The organism is Roseobacter sp. HKCCA2468 (assembly GCF_037805105.1).
Taxonomy (GTDB): Bacteria; Pseudomonadota; Alphaproteobacteria; order Rhodobacterales; family Rhodobacteraceae; genus M30B80.
On the sequence record NZ_JBBLYN010000002.1, the window covers coordinates 227,264 to 246,207 of the forward strand.

At 51.8% G+C, this 18,944-nt stretch carries 21 protein-coding genes; 11 read left to right on the plus strand and 10 right to left on the minus strand.

All coding sequences use genetic code 11. The features are described from left to right. Positions 1 to 15: 15 nt before the first annotated feature. Positions 16 to 570 carry an ATP-dependent protease subunit HslV gene (hslV, locus tag AAC620_RS07555; protein ID WP_317657084.1) on the plus strand — a complete coding sequence of 185 codons (555 nt, stop codon included), beginning with the start codon at positions 16 to 18 and terminating at the stop codon, positions 568 to 570. Further along, the gene (hslU, locus tag AAC620_RS07560) at positions 567 to 1,880 is read left to right on the plus strand and encodes an ATP-dependent protease ATPase subunit HslU (protein ID WP_340243958.1); all 1,314 of its coding nucleotides are present in this window, start codon (positions 567 to 569) and stop codon (positions 1,878 to 1,880) included. Before hslV ends, hslU begins: the two co-directional genes overlap by 4 nt. Positions 1,881 to 1,883: 3 nt before the next feature. Here hslU and AAC620_RS07565 read toward each other — a convergent pair whose 3' ends face one another. Genes AAC620_RS07565 through AAC620_RS07575 form a run of 3 tightly spaced genes read right to left on the minus strand, consistent with a single transcriptional unit; the run spans position 1,884 to position 4,088 of the window. Next, positions 1,884 to 2,468 (minus strand): Smr/MutS family protein, encoded by a 585-nt coding sequence (locus AAC620_RS07565; RefSeq protein ID WP_340243960.1) that lies wholly within the window; start codon positions 2,466 to 2,468, stop codon positions 1,884 to 1,886. Positions 2,469 to 2,471: 3 nt separating this feature from the next. Then, a complete protein-coding gene (gene mltA / locus AAC620_RS07570; protein ID WP_340243962.1) occupies positions 2,472 to 3,407 on the minus strand; it encodes a murein transglycosylase A in 936 nt (311 codons plus the stop codon). Positions 3,408 to 3,428: 21 nt separating this feature from the next. Further along, positions 3,429 to 4,088 (minus strand): Tim44/TimA family putative adaptor protein, encoded by a 660-nt coding sequence (locus tag AAC620_RS07575; protein WP_340243964.1) that lies wholly within the window; start codon positions 4,086 to 4,088, stop codon positions 3,429 to 3,431. A 146-nt stretch (positions 4,089 to 4,234) separates the two neighbouring features. Here AAC620_RS07575 and AAC620_RS07580 point away from each other — a divergent pair, with 146 nt between their 5' ends. After that, positions 4,235 to 4,696, plus strand: a complete 462-nt coding sequence (locus tag AAC620_RS07580) for an FxsA family protein (RefSeq protein ID WP_340243966.1) — start codon at positions 4,235 to 4,237, stop codon at positions 4,694 to 4,696. 56 nt (positions 4,697 to 4,752) lie between these two features. Continuing rightward, positions 4,753 to 5,259 (plus strand): protein-export chaperone SecB, encoded by a 507-nt coding sequence (gene secB / locus AAC620_RS07585; RefSeq protein ID WP_340243968.1) that lies wholly within the window; start codon positions 4,753 to 4,755, stop codon positions 5,257 to 5,259. 3 nt (positions 5,260 to 5,262) lie between these two features. Here secB and dnaQ read toward each other — a convergent pair whose 3' ends face one another. From dnaQ to AAC620_RS07605, 4 genes are read right to left on the minus strand one after another with little or no spacing between them, the layout of a single operon-like run. Then, positions 5,263 to 5,949 (minus strand): DNA polymerase III subunit epsilon, encoded by a 687-nt coding sequence (gene dnaQ / locus AAC620_RS07590; RefSeq protein WP_340243971.1) that lies wholly within the window; start codon positions 5,947 to 5,949, stop codon positions 5,263 to 5,265. Next, the gene (coaE, locus tag AAC620_RS07595; protein ID WP_340243972.1) at positions 5,949 to 6,539 is read right to left on the minus strand and encodes a dephospho-CoA kinase; all 591 of its coding nucleotides are present in this window, start codon (positions 6,537 to 6,539) and stop codon (positions 5,949 to 5,951) included. The genes dnaQ and coaE overlap by 1 nt, the downstream gene beginning before the upstream one ends. Further along, entirely contained in the window at positions 6,536 to 7,369 is an 834-nt protein-coding gene (locus AAC620_RS07600; RefSeq protein ID WP_340243973.1) for a shikimate dehydrogenase, read from the minus strand. Before AAC620_RS07600 ends, coaE begins: the two co-directional genes overlap by 4 nt. Next, positions 7,366 to 7,962, minus strand: coding sequence for a Maf family protein (locus AAC620_RS07605; protein WP_340243975.1), 597 nt, complete (start codon positions 7,960 to 7,962; stop codon positions 7,366 to 7,368). Before AAC620_RS07605 ends, AAC620_RS07600 begins: the two co-directional genes overlap by 4 nt. Before the next feature lie 529 nt (positions 7,963 to 8,491). Between AAC620_RS07605 and rho the strand changes: the two genes are divergently transcribed. The 6 genes from rho to AAC620_RS07635 are packed head-to-tail and all read left to right on the plus strand — an operon-like array spanning position 8,492 to position 15,291. Next, positions 8,492 to 9,763: a transcription termination factor Rho gene (gene rho, locus AAC620_RS07610; RefSeq protein WP_317657073.1), complete on the plus strand. Its 1,272-nt coding sequence runs from the start codon at positions 8,492 to 8,494 to the stop codon at positions 9,761 to 9,763. Position 9,764: 1 nt separating this feature from the next. After that, the gene (gene mnmE / locus AAC620_RS07615; RefSeq protein ID WP_340243976.1) at positions 9,765 to 11,066 is read left to right on the plus strand and encodes a tRNA uridine-5-carboxymethylaminomethyl(34) synthesis GTPase MnmE; all 1,302 of its coding nucleotides are present in this window, start codon (positions 9,765 to 9,767) and stop codon (positions 11,064 to 11,066) included. 10 nt (positions 11,067 to 11,076) lie between these two features. Then, positions 11,077 to 12,951: a tRNA uridine-5-carboxymethylaminomethyl(34) synthesis enzyme MnmG gene (gene mnmG, locus AAC620_RS07620; protein ID WP_445322453.1), complete on the plus strand. Its 1,875-nt coding sequence runs from the start codon at positions 11,077 to 11,079 to the stop codon at positions 12,949 to 12,951. Next, entirely contained in the window at positions 12,948 to 13,574 is a 627-nt protein-coding gene (gene rsmG, locus AAC620_RS07625; protein WP_340243980.1) for a 16S rRNA (guanine(527)-N(7))-methyltransferase RsmG, read from the plus strand. Before mnmG ends, rsmG begins: the two co-directional genes overlap by 4 nt. Next, positions 13,567 to 14,358 (plus strand): ParA family protein, encoded by a 792-nt coding sequence (locus AAC620_RS07630; RefSeq protein WP_340243982.1) that lies wholly within the window; start codon positions 13,567 to 13,569, stop codon positions 14,356 to 14,358. The genes rsmG and AAC620_RS07630 overlap by 8 nt, the downstream gene beginning before the upstream one ends. A 9-nt stretch (positions 14,359 to 14,367) precedes the next feature. Beyond that, positions 14,368 to 15,291 (plus strand): ParB/RepB/Spo0J family partition protein, encoded by a 924-nt coding sequence (locus AAC620_RS07635; protein ID WP_340243983.1) that lies wholly within the window; start codon positions 14,368 to 14,370, stop codon positions 15,289 to 15,291. Here AAC620_RS07635 and hemW read toward each other — a convergent pair. From hemW to rph, 3 genes are read right to left on the minus strand one after another with little or no spacing between them, the layout of a single operon-like run. Beyond that, positions 15,288 to 16,451 (minus strand): radical SAM family heme chaperone HemW, encoded by a 1,164-nt coding sequence (hemW, locus tag AAC620_RS07640; protein WP_340243985.1) that lies wholly within the window; start codon positions 16,449 to 16,451, stop codon positions 15,288 to 15,290. The genes AAC620_RS07635 and hemW overlap by 4 nt on opposite strands. Further along, entirely contained in the window at positions 16,438 to 17,049 is a 612-nt protein-coding gene (gene rdgB, locus AAC620_RS07645) for an RdgB/HAM1 family non-canonical purine NTP pyrophosphatase (protein ID WP_340243987.1), read from the minus strand. Before rdgB ends, hemW begins: the two co-directional genes overlap by 14 nt. After that, on the minus strand, positions 17,049 to 17,762 hold the full coding sequence (gene rph, locus AAC620_RS07650; RefSeq protein WP_340243989.1) for a ribonuclease PH: 714 nt from the start codon (positions 17,760 to 17,762) through the stop codon (positions 17,049 to 17,051). The genes rdgB and rph overlap by 1 nt, the downstream gene beginning before the upstream one ends. Positions 17,763 to 17,878: 116 nt before the next feature. Between rph and hrcA the strand changes: the two genes are divergently transcribed. Next, positions 17,879 to 18,943 (plus strand): heat-inducible transcriptional repressor HrcA, encoded by a 1,065-nt coding sequence (gene hrcA, locus AAC620_RS07655; RefSeq protein ID WP_340243991.1) that lies wholly within the window; start codon positions 17,879 to 17,881, stop codon positions 18,941 to 18,943. The last annotated feature ends 1 nt before the right edge of the window (position 18,944 follow it).

Below are 18,944 nucleotides of genomic sequence, written 5' to 3' on the forward strand. Positions count from 1 at the left end.
CATGAAAGGGTAAACATGTCGAATAGTTTTCCAGATTGGCATGGCACAACCATTATCGGTGTGCGCAAGGGTAACGAGGTTGTGGTTGCAGGTGATGGTCAGGTCAGTCTTGGCCAAACCGTGATCAAAGGCACAGCACGCAAAGTCCGCCGCCTTTCCCCGGGTGGGTATGAGGTGGTCGCAGGATTTGCAGGATCGACTGCAGATGCGTTTGCCTTGCTTGAGCGTCTCGAAGCAAAGCTTGAGGCAACACCAGGCCAATTACAGCGCGCCAGTGTTGAATTGGCGAAAGATTGGCGCACGGATAAGTATCTACAAAAGCTCGAGGCGATGTTGATCGTCACAGATGGATCCGAGCTATATGTCATCACGGGCGCGGGCGATGTTTTAGAACCAGAACACGGGATTGCCGCGATTGGGTCAGGCGGAAATTACGCATTGGCCGCGGCCCGCGCGATGATGGATAGCGATAAATCCGCCGAAGATGTGGCCCGCCGCGCAATGGAAATTGCGGCTGATATTTGCGTCTATACCAATGGCAACCTCACAGTAGAGCGGATCGCAAAATGACCGACCTGACCCCCCGCGAAATCGTATCGGAATTGGATCGTTTCATCATTGGGCAAGCCGATGCAAAGCGCGCGGTGGCGGTTGCCCTGCGCAATCGGTGGCGGCGCAAGCAACTTGGGGATGATTTGCGTGATGAAGTTTACCCAAAAAATATTCTAATGATCGGGCCGACTGGTGTGGGTAAAACAGAAATCAGCCGCCGTTTGGCGAAACTGGCCCGCGCCCCGTTTCTCAAAGTTGAGGCGACAAAATTTACAGAGGTGGGCTATGTCGGTCGTGATGTCGAGCAGATCATCCGTGATCTGGTCGATGCCGCGCAAATTATGGTGCGCGACCATATGCGCGAAGAAGTTACGGCCAAGGCGCACAAAGCCGCCGAAGATCGTGTGATCGAGGCGCTTGCGGGCGCCGATGCGCGTGACCAAACCCGCGAGATGTTCCGCAAGAAACTCCGCTCAGGGGAATTGGACGACACTGTCATTGAATTGGAAGTTGCGGATCAATCCAACCCAATGGCCATGTTTGAAGTTCCAGGTCAGCCGCAAATGGGGACAATGGGCGGCGGCATGAACCTTGGTGATATATTCGGCAAGGCCTTTGGCGGGCGGAAAATCCGCAAGAAGATGACTGTGGCGGCGAGCTATGAAATCCTTATCGGTGAAGAAGCTGATAAGCTTTTGGATCAAGAAACAGTCACGAAAGAGGCCATTCGGGCCGTTGAAGAAAATGGCATCGTCTTTATTGACGAAATTGACAAGGTCGCCGCGCGCGCGGAAACCCGCGGGGCGGATGTCAGCCGCGAAGGGGTGCAGCGTGATCTATTGCCTCTGATAGAAGGGACAACAGTCTCAACAAAACATGGGCCCGTGAAAACAGACCATATCCTGTTCATTGCCTCTGGCGCATTTCACATCGCAAAACCCTCTGACCTGTTGCCAGAACTTCAGGGGCGTTTGCCCATACGGGTGGAATTGCAGGCACTCACCGAGGATGATTTCACCCGCATTTTGACGGAAACTGATAATGCCCTGACCCGCCAATATTCGGCTTTGATGGCGACCGAAAAGGTGACTGTTGAGTTCACCGAAGATGGAATCAAGGCCTTGGCCAAAATCGCGGCAGATGTGAATAAATCAGTCGAGAATATCGGTGCGCGGCGCCTTTATACCGTGCTGGAGCGTGTTTTCGAGGAGCTGAGCTTTACAGCGCCTGACAGAAGCGGCGAAAGCGTGGTCGTTGATGAAAAATATGTGCAAACCTATCTCGCCGACTTGGCAGGTAAGGCCGATCTTAGTCGCTATGTGCTATAGTCTCTATTTCCTGAGATAGACATAGAGCGCACCCGCCCCGCCATGACGAATATGCGCCTCACGAATATCAAGGATATAGCCCGCGATTGATGGGTGGCGCAGCCAACGTGGCACGTTTTGCCGCAATACCCCACGGGCGGGCGCAATCGGGTCATAATGGCGGCCGCTAGACAGATTGCCCTTGCCCGTAATCACAAGGGCCAAACGATATCCGCGCGCATGGCAGTCAAGGATAAATCGCTGCAACGCAGGATGGGCTTGGGCCTGTGTCATGCCGTGAAGGTCAATTTTCGCCTCTGGCTGCAACTTTCCCCGAACCATGCGGCCATGCAATTTTTTATCCATACGAACGCCGCGCTTTTCAGGCGGGTTTTGCGGTTTCTCAGATGGGGCTGTCAGCCCAATGTCAAAGTCACTGAGATCCAACTTTGGTGTGAGATCGACAATTTCACGCGGCGGAATTGTCGCCGTGTCGGGTTTTTCAAGATAGAAATTGGCGGCGGCACGTTTCAATGGCTTAGCACTGCGTGCCACGCGATCCCATAAAACGCGGTCTTCACTGCTTAGGTTTTTTGGTTTTTTTGCCATGGCTTATCCTGCCCATCGATTGGGCAAAGCATGACCCTTGGGCCAAAGCACGGTCAAGCTGGCGGGTTCATTTATTGCGCCCGCACTCCTACCCGCAGCATCACCTGATCCACAGAAAATATCGGCGCGCTGCGCGCCTTTAATGGCAGTTCCACAATCTTGGGCAAAATAAATCCGCGCTGCGCGCGTCTCTCCCGCAACCATGACGGGCAGTCCATAAGGGATATATGCAGGATCAATCGCGATCGAGCGGTTCGCGGTCAAAACCTGCCCTGCAGCACCGACCGCGCCATTTTCGTGACGCGGTTCAAAGAAGATATAAGAGGGGTTTTTCTGTAAAAGCGCATCCATTTGGTTTGGGTGGTGTCTGAGCCAATCTTTGACCCAATCTGCGGTGATCTCTTTCGCGCTGATTTCACCCATGGCAACCAATTCAGCCCCAATCGAACGATAGGGATGCCCGTTTTTTGCCGCAAACCCAAAGCGGCGCGTCTCACCATCTGGGTAGGTCACGGCAACAGATCCTTGGATATGGCAAAAATACTGGTCTATGCGCGAGTTGAGATAGGCCAGTTCCAATCCTTGCCCCGAAAGCAAATTGCCCGCTTCGATTTCGGCGCGTGTCGCCCAAATCTCCGGCATATTTTTTGGGGCGGCGTAGAGTGGGAACCTGTATTCTGCATCTGGCGCGGCGCGGGCGGGCAAAACGGGTTCGTAATATCCCGTGATATGCCCAGAAAGAGCGGGGCCAAATCTGAGAGGCTGAAAATTTGATTGAAAAAACGCGCGGGCCTGTGAGGGGCTAACCTTGCGGGCGGCCACAATAAAATCAACTATCGCCAAATCCGTTTGAGATTGGAAAATTGAAAGGATTTCGGCGTAATCCTCGTCATCCCAACCCAAAAGATCGGAAAATCCTATGGGTTGGGGATAAGTCACCACGCAGTCCTTACGCTAGGATCAGGCGCCTGTGGCAACCAAAACCCAATTTGGATTGCGGCTGCCCATTTCGCGGGCGAAGGTCCAAACGTCCCGCTGGCGTTTGATTTCAGTTGCGCTGCCTTCGACAATTTCACCATCGGAATTGCGCACCACAGAGGTCAGTTCTGCAGCGAAACGAACCGTGACCTCACCTTCGCGCGAGGTGGCGTCAAACTGGGCTTCTTGAACAGCTATATCATTGAGACCCACAAAATTTGCTTCAATCTCAAGGCCTTGTGCACGGCGCGCTTCGATAACCTCGTCAAAGCTCTCGGCAACCTCGGGGGATAGGAAATCGCGCACTTCCGAAATATCGCCACGTTCAAACGCCATGAGAATCATTTCATAGGCGCCGCGCGCACCAGTCAAAAATTCTCCCACCGCGAAACTGGGCTCTGCGGATTTCATCGCGGCCAAGGCACGGGCGCTTTCTGATCCTTCGGGAACATGATCGGTGATATCCCGATCAGGGCCGCCCTCGATCACCTCAAAATTACGGGATTGTGCGGATTTTGAGGTTTTTACGACTTCGGGCGATTTCTCAAACCCCTCACGCGTGCCAAGAACGGCGCGCAACCGCAGGATCAAAAAGATCGCGATTGCCGCGAGAACCAAAAGGGAAAGAAATGATGAGTTCATGTGGGTCTCAATCCAATTTTGATACAGGCTAATGTGGCCGCAGGGGTTTTAGACTGCGCTTGAGGTTCATATGTAGGGAGGGAAGGGGGCCAAGTCCATGAAGCTGGGCGCGGTTTTACCGACTATCTGCGGGAAAGGCTGAAAAAATGTGGTTATTTGTTCTTTTTCTGGCGATTCCGCTGATTGAGATTGGCTTGTTCATTCAAATTGGCGGATTTATTGGGTTATGGCCAACCTTGGCTGTGGTCGTTTTAACGGCAATTTTGGGAACATGGTTGGTCAGATCGCAAGGGTCGCTGGCGCTGTCGCAGATCCGCTCCAGCTTTAACGAATTAAATGACCCAACCGAACCGCTGGCCCATGGAGCCATGATCCTAATTGCGGGCGCCCTGTTGCTAACACCTGGATTTTTCACCGATGCGATTGGATTTTCCTTGTTGGTGCCGCCCGTCCGACAATTTTTGATCCTTCAGGTCAAATCACGCATAAAAACCACTAGTTTTCAAAGCCGAGCCAATTTTCGTAGCCAATCTGGCACAATCATAGATGAAGATGGCGAGATCTTGGATACAGACCCGCATGGCCCATCGGGATGGACACGGCATTGAGGCTTTTGGATCGGGCTGTTAAGACGCCTTAAAAATTTGCCTTTGGGAGATGAAAGATGGCGAAAAAAGATGCGGATGCCGCGCAGGACAGCGCAGCACAACAACAACCCGTAATGCCGCAAATGAAAATCTTGGGCCAATTCGTGCGAGATTTGTCGTTTGAGAACATCGCAGCGCAAAAATCGGTTCAAGGTGCGGGTCAGCCCGACATTCAATTGCGTGTGGCGCTCGATGGCGGAAAGCGGCCCACGGAAAAGCAGTATGACGTCATCGTAAAAGTGACGATTGAAGCAAAAACCAAAGGGGACACCCCCGAACCAATCTTTCGCGTAGACCTTGATTATGCTGGCATCTTCCACATCGACAACGTGCCCGAAGAACAGCTCCACCCGTATCTGATGATCGAATGCCCTCGGATGCTTTTCCCGTTCATCCGCCGCATCGTTTCAGACGTCACGCGGGACGGTGGGTATTTGCCGCTGAACCTCGACACAATTGATTTTGTTGCGCTTTATCGCAATGAATTGGCGCGGAAAATGACCGAACAAAAGGCAGATGCCTAAGCGTTAACGCATCCAAACAGCCTTGTCGCCCATCTCGGAGATGAAGTCTTGATGGGCGGCGATTTCTTCATCCGTCAAACGCGGCTTAAGGGGTTCTGGTCGCGCGGAGGCGCGGCGCATTGGCTGCACAACATCACGATCTTTGTCCTGATCATCTGGCGAGAGGGCAAAATCAGGTTGCTTGCCCCCGATCAACTCGAGATAGACTTCGGCCAAGATTTCCGAATCCAAAAGCGCGCCGTGTTTTTCGCGCATAGAATTATCGACACCAAAACGGCGACATAGGGAATCAAGACTTGCGGGTGATCCAGGGAATTTGCGCCGCGCTATAGCCAGCGTGTCGATCGCCTGATCATTTCGCAAAAGTGGTTTGTTCACCCATCCAAGTTCTGCATTCAAAAACTTCATATCGAAGCTTGCATTATGAATGACCAGCTTTGCATCACCGACAAAATCCAGAAAATCTTGCGCAATGGCGGCAAAAACTGGTTTATCAGCTAAAAACTCATCGCCCAATCCGTGGACATTAAACGCCTCTTGCGGCATCGCGCGTTCGGGGTTGATGTATTGGTGATATGTCTTACCTGTTGGCAGGTGGTTCCACAATTCAACCGCGCCAATTTCGACAATACGGTGCCCTTCGGACGGCTCAAACCCTGTGGTTTCGGTGTCTAGAACAATCTCGCGCATCACGTTGCCCTTGCCGTTAAATCGTTGATCAAATCATGCACGGCTTTGCGCGCACCCTCAAAACTATTCGTTTCTATCACATAATCCGCGCGGGCAATTTTGTCAGAATTTGGCATCTGGCGCGCAAGAATTCGATCAAAAAGCGCAGAATCCATTCCCGCCCGTGCCATGACGCGGGCTTTCTGCGTTTCGGCATCAGTTGTCACAACCAAAACGGCATCAAGCCATTGATCCGCGCCTGTTTCATAAAGAAGCGGAATGTCGCAAACAATCAGGGACTGTTCTGCATGGTCGTCAATGAATTCGGCCCGATCTGCAGCCACAAGGGGATGAATAAGTGATTCAAGCCGATTAAGCGCGTTCGGGTCTGTTTTGACCCAATTTTTCAACGCTTCCCGATCCACCGCATCATTTTGGATCAACCCCATATTCAACGCTGAAAGCGGTGCCACCGCAGCGCCACCTTTGCCATATAGCTTAGCAACTGTTGCATCGGCATCCCACACAGGAACACCCGCCTCACGAAACATATCTGCGGTGGTGCTTTTGCCCATCCCAATTGAGCCAGTAAGACCAAGAAGAAAACTCATTTTGCCAAAACCGCGCGACGCAGCTCATCGGTAACAGCGGGCTCTTTTCCGAACCATTTCGCAAAACCAGGCGCGGCTTGGTGCAAAAGCATCCCCAAACCATCAACCGCGCCTGCGCCCATGGCACGCGCTTGTTTTAAGAGATCAGTTTCAAGAGGGGCATAAACAATATCGTTCACAACGGCGGTTTTTGGTAAATTACTCAGATCCACCGCAAGGGGTGGCTGGCCAATCATGCCTAGGGATGTGGTATTGACCAGAAGATTACAATCCCCAAGAAGGTTTGGAAGATCTGACATCTCATGCACAGAAACGCGATCCCCAAATCGGGCAGATAGGTTTTTTGCGCGGTCAAGATTACGGTTCAGCACCCGCACCTGCGGTGCACCTGCCTCTAGCAATGCATAGATGACCGCCTTTGCCGCCCCGCCCGCACCAAGAATAACAGCAGGGCCATCCTTTGCATCGAATGCGGGCGCGTTTTGTTGAATATTGGCAAGAAATCCGTGGCCATCTGTATTATCAGCCTCGATTTTGCCATCTTTGTGAAAGGTTAGGGTATTGGCGGCGCCAATCGCACGCGCGCGATCAGTGACAATATCGGCCAATTCCAAAACAGTTTCTTTATGGGGAATCGTCACATTTGCGCCAACAAACCCCATCCGCTGCATCGCAGCCAGAACCTGTCCTAAGTCGCCAGATGTTACATGCAGCGGCACATAATGGCCCGAAATCTGATAGGCCCGCAGCCAAAACCCATGCAACAGGGGGGATTTGCTATGACCAATTGGGTCACCAATAACGGCCGCAAGTGGCACCGATGCTGTCATCTTTCTATAAACCCTCGCAGTGCCAAGAAGTTCAGAACTTCGGTTAATGGCAGGCCCAGAACATCAAAATAGCTGCCCTCGATCCGAGAAAACAGACGAATGCCCTCGGATTCAAGCATATAAGCGCCAACTGCCTGTGCGATATCGGGCCAATTTCGGAAAAGGTAGGCGTCAAGATAGCTGTCACTAAATTCTGCCATAAAGAGACGCACGACACCGATATGGCGCCAAATTGGCTGCGCCTCGTGATAGATCACCGCGGCGGACATGAGTTTGTGCGATTTTCCACGGAGCATTGTCAATTGCGCGCGCGCGTCTTCCAGACTGTCTGGCTTTGACAGAATATCGCCTTCAAATTCCAAAATCTGATCGCAGCCAATAACAACAGCATCAGGATTTTTTCGGGCAAGTTTGGCGGCTTTGGCCTCAGCCAATTGATCTACCAAATCGCGCGGCGGGGCACCTTCGGCCAACAATGATGTCTTTAATAACGATTCATCGATTCGCGCATTTTCTGCGATAAATGACACCCCAGCGTTCTGTAAAAGCTGCTGTCGGACTGCCGATTGGGACGCCAAGATGATTTTTTGCATTGGATAATTCCGTGGGAAGTCTTGGGGATAAGCCCTTGGATCAAGTGATGACATAGTCACATGCACCCCTTCAACCACAGGTCATTGTAACGTAGCGGAAAATTATCTGTCGGTTATCCACGGGTGTAAGTTCTATCCGAGTGGGTTGGAGAAGATACGACACACACGGAAATATCCCAAAGTTTTCCACAGTTGTTCATTCTTAATTTTTCACTAACTAATTGATATTACTTATTTTTATAGAATTTCGGCTTTTGGGGGTAAATATCATCCCCAACGGAAGGCCTGTTGATAAAGTAATGATAAATAAGTTTCCAAAGTTTTGCACTGCATAACCAAATCATCATCCTTTTCTTAAATTTATTATTTTCATTTTTAACACGGACAAAATTCTACGTGCTGTGCTTCAGATTGACTTGGGTTCCATCTGTGCGTAGAAGACAGACTAAGTGATCGTCCGATCACTATCCTTCCCAATTGTGCAAAAGCCCTTAAACGCGATGCGTCTCAAGAGGCATATGGAACCCTCATGACAGTTAACTCTCTCAATCTTGCTGATCTAAAGGCAAAATCACCTAAAGATCTTCTGTCCATGGCAGAAGAACTGGAGATCGAGAACGCCTCGACCATGCGCAAAGGCGACATGATGTTCGCCATTCTCAAAGAGCGCGCAGAAGAAGGGTGGGATGTTTACGGCGACGGTGTGCTGGAAGTTTTGCAAGACGGGTTTGGGTTCTTGCGCTCGCCCGAAGCAAATTATCTTCCAGGCCCGGACGATATTTATGTCTCCCCTGACATGATCCGGCAGCATAGCTTGCGCACGGGTGACACGGTCGAGGGTGTGATTGCTGCACCCCGCGAGACAGAGAATTACTTTGGCCTCACCAAGGTTTCCAAGATCAATTTTGAAGTGCCAGAAAAGGCACGCCATAAGGTTGCCTTTGATAACCTGACGCCGCTTTATCCTGATGAGCGGTTGAAGATGGAGATCGAAGATCCAACAATCAAAGATCGTTCCGCACGCATCATTGATTTGGTATCGCCCATCGGTAAAGGGCAGCGTGCCTTGATTGTTGCCCCGCCACGCACGGGTAAAACCGTGCTTTTGCAGAACATTGCGCATTCTATCGAAACGAACCATCCAGAGTGCTATTTGATTGTTTTATTGATTGATGAACGGCCCGAGGAAGTGACGGATATGCAGCGCTCGGTTAAGGGTGAGGTTGTATCCTCAACCTTTGACGAACCTGCAACGCGTCACGTTGCCGTGGCGGAAATGGTTATCGAAAAAGCAAAACGCCTTGTCGAACATAAGCGCGATGTTGTTATTTTGCTCGATTCTATTACCCGTTTGGGGCGCGCGTATAACACTGTTGTCCCATCATCGGGTAAGGTTTTGACAGGCGGCGTTGACGCAAACGCCTTGCAACGCCCTAAGCGTTTCTTTGGTGCGGCGCGTAACATCGAAGAAGGTGGATCGCTGACAATTATAGCAACCGCCTTGATCGATACTGGCAGCCGTATGGACGAAGTGATCTTTGAAGAATTTAAGGGCACGGGTAACTCGGAAATCGTGCTGGATCGTAAAGTGGCGGATAAGCGCGTCTTCCCAGCTATGGATATTTTGAAATCTGGTACCCGTAAGGAAGACCTTTTGGTCGATAAGGGCGATTTGCAGAAAACCTATGTCTTGCGCCGCATCTTGAACCCAATGGGCACTACAGACGCGATTGAATTCCTGATTTCTAAATTGAAACAGACCAAAACGAACTCGGAATTCTTCGATTCTATGAACACCTAAGATGTCAGGCTTTATTGCGGATACCATCTTCGCGCTCGCCTCGGCCAATGGTCGGGCGGGCGTTTCCGTTATTCGGGTATCGGGTGCGGAGGCAGTCGATTTATGCTCCATATTTCTTGGCGGCCTTCCAGACGTTGGTCAATTTCGGCTTCGACCTTTCAAGGATAAAGACCAAATTATTGACCATGTTTTGGCGTTGCGATTTCAGGCGCCACATAGTTTTACAGGCGAAGATGTGATTGAGCTCCATTGCCATGGCAGCCCCGCTGTTGTGAAAGCCATACTTGCAGCTTTATCCGAGAGTGGCCGCGCCCGTATGGCCGAACCTGGCGAGTTTACGCGCCGCGCCCTTGAAAATAACAAGCTTGATCTCGCTCAGGTTGAAGGGCTGGGTGATCTGATCAATGCAGAAACAGAGGCGCAAAGACGCCAAGCCAGCCGTGTTTTTTCGGGACATTTGGGAAAGCTGGTTGAAGAGTGGCGGCAGCATTTGTTGCGCGCGACAGTATTGATAGAAGTGACGATTGATTTCGCGGATGAGGAAGTGCCCACTGACGTGACCCCTGAGGTGCAGGGCCTTATCACTCAGGTGGTGCAGAGTTTGGATGTGGAAATTGCAGGCAGTTTGGTGGCTGAACGTATCCGTGACGGGTTTGAGGTTGCTATAATTGGTGCGCCAAACGCGGGGAAATCCACGCTGTTGAACGCTATTTCTGGGCGGGATATTGCGATCACCTCAGAAATAGCGGGAACAACCCGCGATGTGATTGAGGTGCGCCTCGATCTTGGTGGCCTGCCTGTGACGTTACTCGATACTGCTGGCATCCGTGACAGCACAGACACGATTGAATGCATCGGTGTTGAGCGGGCGATTGATCGTGCAAAATCCGCAGATTTGCGGGTTTTTCTGAAATCTAACCCAGAGGAACAGCCGCCCTTTGATTTAGATGCTGATGATATATCCATATTGGGTAAGGCCGACATGCAGCACGGCAGCGGGATTTCTGTGTCAGGACAGACGGGTCAGGGCGTGGATGAGTTGATCGCGCTAATTTCAGCGCGCTTATCGGATCGCGCCGCGAATGTTGCCACCGCAACCCATATGCGCCATCGCCAAGCAATGCTTGATGCGCGGCAAGGTCTGGATGACGCACAGATCGCCCTTGCAAAAGGCGACAGTCACACAGACATAGCTGCGGAATATGTGCGATATGCTATAAGAAAGTTGGATTCGCTGATTGGCCGTGTTGATGTTGAGATGGTCTTGGGCGAAATCTTTTCGCAATTTTGCCTCGGTAAATAAGAATAGCGGAGTGTTTCACGTGAAACATCATGATTTCGATGTTGTTGTGATTGGGGGTGGCCATGCAGGTGCAGAGGCCGCTCATACAGCCGCGCGGGCGGGCGCAAAAACCGCGCTAGTCACATTATCCTTCGATAATATTGGCGTTATGTCCTGTAATCCAGCCATTGGCGGCTTGGGTAAAGGCCATCTGGTGCGTGAGATTGATGCCCTAGGGGGTGTTATGGGTTTGGCTGCGGATCGCTCAGGTATTCAGTTTCGCTTGCTGAATCGCCGAAAAGGCCCCGCGGTTCAGGGCCCGCGCACGCAATCTGACCGCAAACTATACCGCGCTGCGATGCAAGATTTGCTCGCCAGAACAGAGAATTTGTCAATTATAGCGGGTGAGGTGGCCGATTTTCTTGGGACAGACGGGGCCGTGTCAGGCGTTGTTTTGGCGGATGGTGCCGAGATTTCAGCGAAATCAGTGGTTTTGACAACAGGCACATTCCTGCGTGGGGTTATCCATATTGGCGATAAAAGCATGCCTGGCGGACGGATGGGTGATAAGCCTTCGGTGAAATTGGCGCAGCGGATCGACAGTTTTGCCTTGCCACTTGGCCGTTTGAAGACAGGCACGCCGCCGCGTTTGGATGGGCGCACGATTAATTGGGATATTTTGGAAACCCAACCTGCGGATGATGATCCCGTGCTATTCTCTTTCCTATCGGATAAGCCACATGTGCGCCAAATTGCCTGCGGTATCACGCATACCAATGAAAAAACGCATGAGATTATCCGCAACAATCTTGGCCGCTCTGCGATGTATGGCGGGCATATAGAGGGGATTGGGCCCCGGTATTGCCCCTCTATTGAAGATAAGATTGTGCGCTTTGCCGATAAAACCTCGCATCAAGTGTTCCTTGAGCCTGAAGGTCTAGAGGATCACACTATTTATCCAAACGGAATTTCAACCTCGCTTCCCGCTGATGTTCAGGTGGATTATGTCCGCTCGATGGTTGGGTTAGAAGCGGTTGAGATCCTTCAACCAGGATATGCGATTGAATATGACTTTGTAGACCCCCGCGCGCTTGGGGCCGATTTGCAGGTTAAGACTGTAAAAAACCTTTATTTCGCTGGGCAAATCAATGGCACAACGGGATATGAAGAGGCGGCCGCGCAGGGGTTTGTGGCGGGTGTTAACGCAGCGCGTTCCGCGCAGGGGCGGGATGCCGTGATATTCTCGCGCCGTGAAAGCTATATCGGCGTGATGATTGACGACTTGGTGACCCGCGGTGTCAGCGAACCCTATCGCATGTTCACCTCGCGCGCCGAATTTCGTCTTTCTTTACGCGCGGACAATGCGGATCAGCGTCTTACACCGCTTGGTATTGATCTCGGCACAGTGGACGAGACGCGCAAGCGTTTATTCGAAGACAAGATGGCCCAGATTGACGCCTGCTACACCGTCCTGCGGAACCATAATCTGACGCCATCTGAGGGAAAGAAGCACGGATTAAATATGAACCAAGATGGTCAGCGCCGTAGCGGTGTCGAGCTTTTGGCCTTCCCCGACATAGAATTTTCCGATCTTGAGGCCATTTGGCCCGAATTGATCGACCACAGCGTGGCGACAAAGGCGCAGATTAACCGAGAGGCGCAATATGCCGCCTATATTGAACGCCAAGAGCGCGATGTTCAGGCGCTTAAGCGGGACGAGGCGCAATTAATCCCCGAAACCCTTAATTTTATGGAGATCGAGGGGCTATCAACAGAATTGCGGCAGAAATTGACCAAAGTGCAGCCACGTGATTTGGGGCAGGCGGGCCGAATTGATGGCATGACCCCAGCCGCCTTGACGTTGATCCTGACAAAACTGCGCCAGATTCAACGGAAATCCGCATGACCGAAGGCGAGGCGCAGGCATATCTTAGCACCTTTGTTTCACGTGAAACATTGGATCGATTGCAGATTTACGTTGATATGCTGGTGAAATGGCAAAAGGCGATCAATTTGGTCGCCCCTGCAACATTAGCTGATGCGTGGTCGCGCCATATCGTAGATTCTGCACAAATCTTTCCATTGGCGGCAAAATCCAGTGGAAAATGGCTAGATATGGGCAGTGGCGGCGGTTTTCCTGGATTGGTTTGCGCAATTATTGCAGCAGAAAAATCCCCAGATATCAGCTTTCATTTCATAGAATCTGATTTGCGCAAATGCGCGTTCTTGCGGGATGTCGCGCGTCAGGTCGGGATATCTATAAATGTGATGTCCCGCAGGATCGAAGAAGCGCCACTCCAAAACGCTGACATCATTTCTGCCCGCGCGCTTAGCGATTTGTCCAAGCTTTGCATGCTGTCCTATCGCCATTTAGCAACAGATGGGCAATGTTTGTTTTTAAAGGGCCAATCTGCCCCGCAAGAAATCGACACCGCAAAGGAATCGTGGCAGATGTCGATCAAGACTCATCCGAGCGTAACCAGTGACGACGGTCAAATCATAGAAATAAAGGAATTACGCCGTGTCTGAACGCGCCTCTCCACGAATTATCGCGATTGCCAACCAAAAGGGCGGGGTTGGAAAAACAACCACAACAATCAATCTTGGCGCTGCATTGGCCGCAATGGGCAAACGTGTTTTGCTGATTGACCTTGACCCACAGGGCAATGCCTCGACCGGGTTGGGTGTCGAAGATCGTGATCTCTCAAGCTATGATTTGCTCATTGAGGGCGCGAAACTTGCGGATGTGACCCAGAAAACCAAGGTTGATGGCATTGATGTTGTTCCCGCGACAACCGATCTCAGTTCGGCTGATGTTGAACTCAGCGATAATGAAAAACGTATTATCCTATTGCGCAACGCGTTTAGCGCGGCGGATTTGCGCGCCTATGATTATGTTTTCATGGATTGCCCGCCATCCTTAAGTCTTCTGACAGTCAACGCTTTGGTCGCTGCAGATTCTGTCTTGGTGCCCCTTCAGGCCGAATTTTTCGCATTGGAAGGTTTGTCACAGCTCATGTTGACCGTGCGCCAAGTGCGTGAAGGTGCAAATTCGGAGCTGCGCATCGAAGGCGTGGTTTTGACGATGTATGATCTTCGGAATAACCTTTCAAAATTGGTTGAAGATGATGCACGGCAAACCTTGGGGGAATTGGTTTATGAAACCAAAATCCCGCGCAATGTTCGCCTGTCCGAAGCGCCATCCTTTGCGCAAACTGTTTTGGATTATGATGCAACCTCAACGGGCGCTCTGGCCTATAAGGCGCTTGCAGAAGAAATTGTGGCGCGCCACGATGCGGTAAAGTCGCGCTAGGAGAAGATAATGAGTAAACGGGATAAACGCGGTTTGGGGCGTGGTCTGTCTGCATTAATGCAAGACATTGATGTGGGGACGAGCCCAGCCGTGAATGCCACGCCAGCGCAAGATATCGAGGGATCGCAACCCGCCCCAGTGCGCCGTGCGGATACCAAATTGCCGATTGAGCGTATTCGCCCCAATCCCGAACAACCGCGCCGTAATTTCACCCCAGAAGCACTGGAGGAGCTTGCCGCATCGATTAAAGAAAAGGGCATTATTCAGCCCCTTATCGTGCGCGCCGATCCAAACCACGATGGTGATTATCAGATTGTTGCTGGCGAACGCCGTTGGCGCGCCTCGCAAATGGCGCAACTGCATGAATTGCCCGTCATTATTCGGGATTTTACAGATGTTGAGGTTCTCGAGATTGCGATTATCGAGAATATTCAGCGCGCTGATCTCAATCCAATCGAAGAGGCGATGGGGTATCGGCAGCTGATTGATCGTTTTGGCCATACCCAAGAAAAACTGGCTGAGGCGATGGGGAAAAGCCGCAGTCATATCGCAAACTTAATGCGTCTTTTGCAGTTGCCTGATGATGTCCAGGCGATGCTGCGCGAAGGGCGCCTGTCAGCGGGTCACGCCCGCGCCTTAATTACAACGCCCAATGCTTCGGAACTGGCGCGCCAGATCATTGCCAAAGGGTTATCGGTGCGTGAGGCTGAGAAACTGGCAAGTGCGGCAGGCGATAAACCTAAATCACCGCGCCCAACAGCACCGACCAAAGACGCTGATACCCGCGCGATTGAGGCGGATTTGTCAGCCGCTTTGGGCATGAAGGTGGATATCAGCCATGATTCAGGGTCTGGGGCTGGTAAGATTTCAATCAGCTATAAAGATCTCGAAGCGTTGGACGAGCTGATGCGCCGTTTGGGTGGCGGGGCCTAGGCCAATAAGCCGCGTAATACCCCATTCAGCACGGGCCGTCCAGACGCGGTGCAACTCAGCCTGTCTCCATTTAGGTCGATTAATCCTAACTCTTTGAATTCATTTAACTTTTCCAGATTAACCGCAGTATTTGATAGGTTTCTGATCCGTGCAAGAGATACGCCTTCGCTGAGGCGTAACCCCATCATTAGCGCCTCAACGGCTTGATCATACGAGGAAATTTCTTCCCGTGCGGTTTCGCCTAAACCCGTTTGCTTCACTTGACCCAACCACAGATTTGGCGAAAGCGGTGTCGCTGTCGCGTATTTCACACCACCGAGCGTTAAACGCCCATGGGCCCCAGGCCCTATGCCGAGATAATCGCCGTAGCGCCAATAAACCAAGTTATGCCGAGACTGCGCCAAATCGCTGGCATGGTTGGACACCTCATATGCCGGCAATCCCGCATTATCGCAGAGTTCTTGGGTCACATCATACATATCAACGGCCAAGTCTTCAGTAGGTAGGCCATCGAGCTTGCCGATCTTGGCGCGTGCGCCAAAGGCGGTGCCCTCTTCGATTGTGAGCTGATAGGCGGATAAGTGATCCAATCCCAAGGATAGAGCGCGGCGCAACTCTGTGCGCCAATCCTCTAGGCTTTGATGCTGCCGCGCATAGATCAAATCAAAACTGACACGGGGAAAGATGCCGCGCGCGATGTCAAAGGCGCGCAAGGCTTCCTCGGCGCTATGTAGGCGACCGAGTGCTTTGAGATCAGGGTCATTGAGGGCTTGGATGCCCATAGATAGTCTCGAAACGCCCGCTTCGTGATACTGTTTAAATCGACTCGCCTCCGCAGAGGTCGGATTGGCCTCTAGGGTAATCTCTAGATCATTTGCCGCGGGCCAGTGCTGTAAAATGCGCGCGATAATGGCGTTGACCAGTTCTCCATCCATCAAAGATGGCGTGCCGCCGCCAAAAAACACCGACTGTAGAATGCGCCCGCCGCACTCAGCGGCCAATCGATCAATTTCACTCAGATAGGCATGTTTCCAGCGAGATTGATCAATGGACTGCGATACATGCGAGTTAAAATCGCAATAGGGGCATTTGGCCTGACAGAAGGGCCAGTGGATATAAATCCCAAAGCCGCCATTTTCCCAATCGTCACGCTTGTTCAAACAGGCTCACCAATTTCGTAAATGCATCAGCGCGGTGACTGATCTTATTTTTTTCCCAACGATCCATCTCACCAAAGGTGATGTCATAGCCTTCGGGTTGGAAAATCGGGTCATAGCCGTGACCTTGGTCACCACGCATTGGCCAAACCACCTGACCCGCCATCACGCCTTCGAATATCTCATCATGGCCATCGGGCCATGCCAGAACAAGTGCGCAACAAAACCGCGCAAGGCGTGGATGTGGGGCGTTTGCAGCCTCTAACTCATCATGGGCGCGCTGCATGGCCATCACAAAATCGCGCCCGTTCGGTGTTTCGGCCCAATCAGCCGTATAAACCCCAGGTGCATTTTCAAGCGCGTCAATTTCAATACCGCTGTCATCGGCCAAAGCGGGTAGACCTGTTGCCTTGGCGGCAGCATGGGCCTTGATCCGCGCGTTCTCGACAAAAGTTGTGCCTGTTTCTTCGGGTTCAGGCAGATCGTGATCTTTGGCGGATACGGTCTTGATGCCAAATGGCGTCAAAAGCGCCGATATTTCCTCAAGTTTGCCTTGATTATGGGTGGCTACAAGCAAAGTGTTTGAGGTGAATTTCCGCATCACGCAACCGCCGCGTTTTGCGCCAAAACAAGCTCTGCAACGCCTTTTTGAGCAAGTTTTTGCAATTCTGCGAATTCATCCAATGAAAAAGTCGCTGACTCTGCGCTGGCTTGAATCTCGATCAGCTTGCCTGCGCCAGTCATAACAAAGTTACTATCGGTTCCAGCCTCTGAATCTTCGGGATAATCCAGATCAAGAACAGGTTGGCCCGCGTAAATGCCGCAAGAGACGGCGGCGACATTATCCAAAATCGGGTCAGATGTAATGGCGCCAGAGGCAAGCAATCTGTTCACAGCAAGTCGCAATGCGACCCAACCCCCTGTGATAGAGGCGCAACGCGTTCCACCATCTGCCTGCATAACATCGCAGTCGATGGTAATTTGACGTTCACCCAAGGCGGAGCGATCCACGCCTGCCCGCAATGCTCGCCCAATCAGGCGCTGAATTTCCTGTGTGCGGCCCGATTGTTTGCCAACCGCAGCCTCACGCCGCCCCCGCGTATGCGTGGCGCGTGGCAGCATCCCATATTCTGCGGTGACCCATCCCAAACCTGAATTTTTCAAAAATGGTGGCACGCGCTCTTCGATTGTGGCGGAACACAGAACATGGGTATCGCCGCATTTGATCAAACACGACCCTTCCGCATGGCGCATCACGGCAGTTTCAATAGAAATTTTCCGCATTTCATCTAGGTTTCTGCCTGAAGGACGCATAAATATCTCCTTGTGATCCACCCCAGTGGGATAGTCGCAGTAACGGGGCAGTTGCAAGCAGGATTGACCATTTGCGGCCCATGCTGAGAAATAAGGTGATGATTTGGGGCTGAAGAATGAGTGAAACATCACAAATTCTCGCTGAGTTGAACGAGAGATCGCGCGAAGTTTTTCGCCGCGTGGTTGAGGGCTATCTTTCCACCGGTGAGCCCGTTGGATCCCGCAGCCTGACCCGCAATATGACCGAACAAATTTCAGCCGCTACAATTCGCAATGTGATGCAGGACTTGGAATATCTCGGCTTGCTCGACAGCCCCCATATTTCGGCGGGGCGTGTTCCGACCCATTTGGGACTGCGCATGTTCGTGGATGGGTTGCTTGAGGTCACTGAACTCGGCGAAGACGACAAAATCCACCTTGATGCGACAGTGCAAAGCAATTCCGACACGGTTTCAACGGCTTTGGATCGGATTGGCAAGGCATTGTCGGGCATCACCCATGGCGCCAGTTTGGTGCTTGCCCCGAAACACGAGGCGCCGATCAAACATGTTGAGTTTGTATCCCTTTCAACGGAAAAAGCCCTTGTTGTTTTGGTGTTCGCCGATGGCCATGTTGAAAATCGGCTATTCACCCCACCGCCTGGATTGACGCCAAGTGCGATGCGCGAGGCTGCGAATTTTGTGAACGCATGGGCAGAAGGGCGCACCGTTACAGATTTGCGCGCGGTGATGGAGCAAGAGGTCAAAACACGCCGCCGCGAGATTGATGAAATTGCAAAATCCCTAATTGAACAGGGTTTGGCGATTTGGGAAAATTCTGGTCATCGGGGCGAGCGCCTTATTGTTCGCGGGCGGGCGAATCTGTTGGACAATGCGCCAGAAATTGCAGATCTCGAACGGATCAAATCCTTGTTTGATGATCTCGAACGCAAGCGCGACATCGCGGAATTTCTCGATTTGACCGATCGTGGTGATGGTGTGCGCATTTTTATTGGGTCTGAGAACAAGTTATTCTCACTTACGGGTTCCTCTTTGGTTGTCTCTCCCTATATGAACTCGGAACGGAAAATTATCGGCGCTGTGGGCGTGATTGGGCCAACGCGCATCAATTACGGTCGGATCGTGCCGATTGTGGATTACACGGCACAGTTGGTTGGGAAATTAATCTCTGATCGTGCATAAG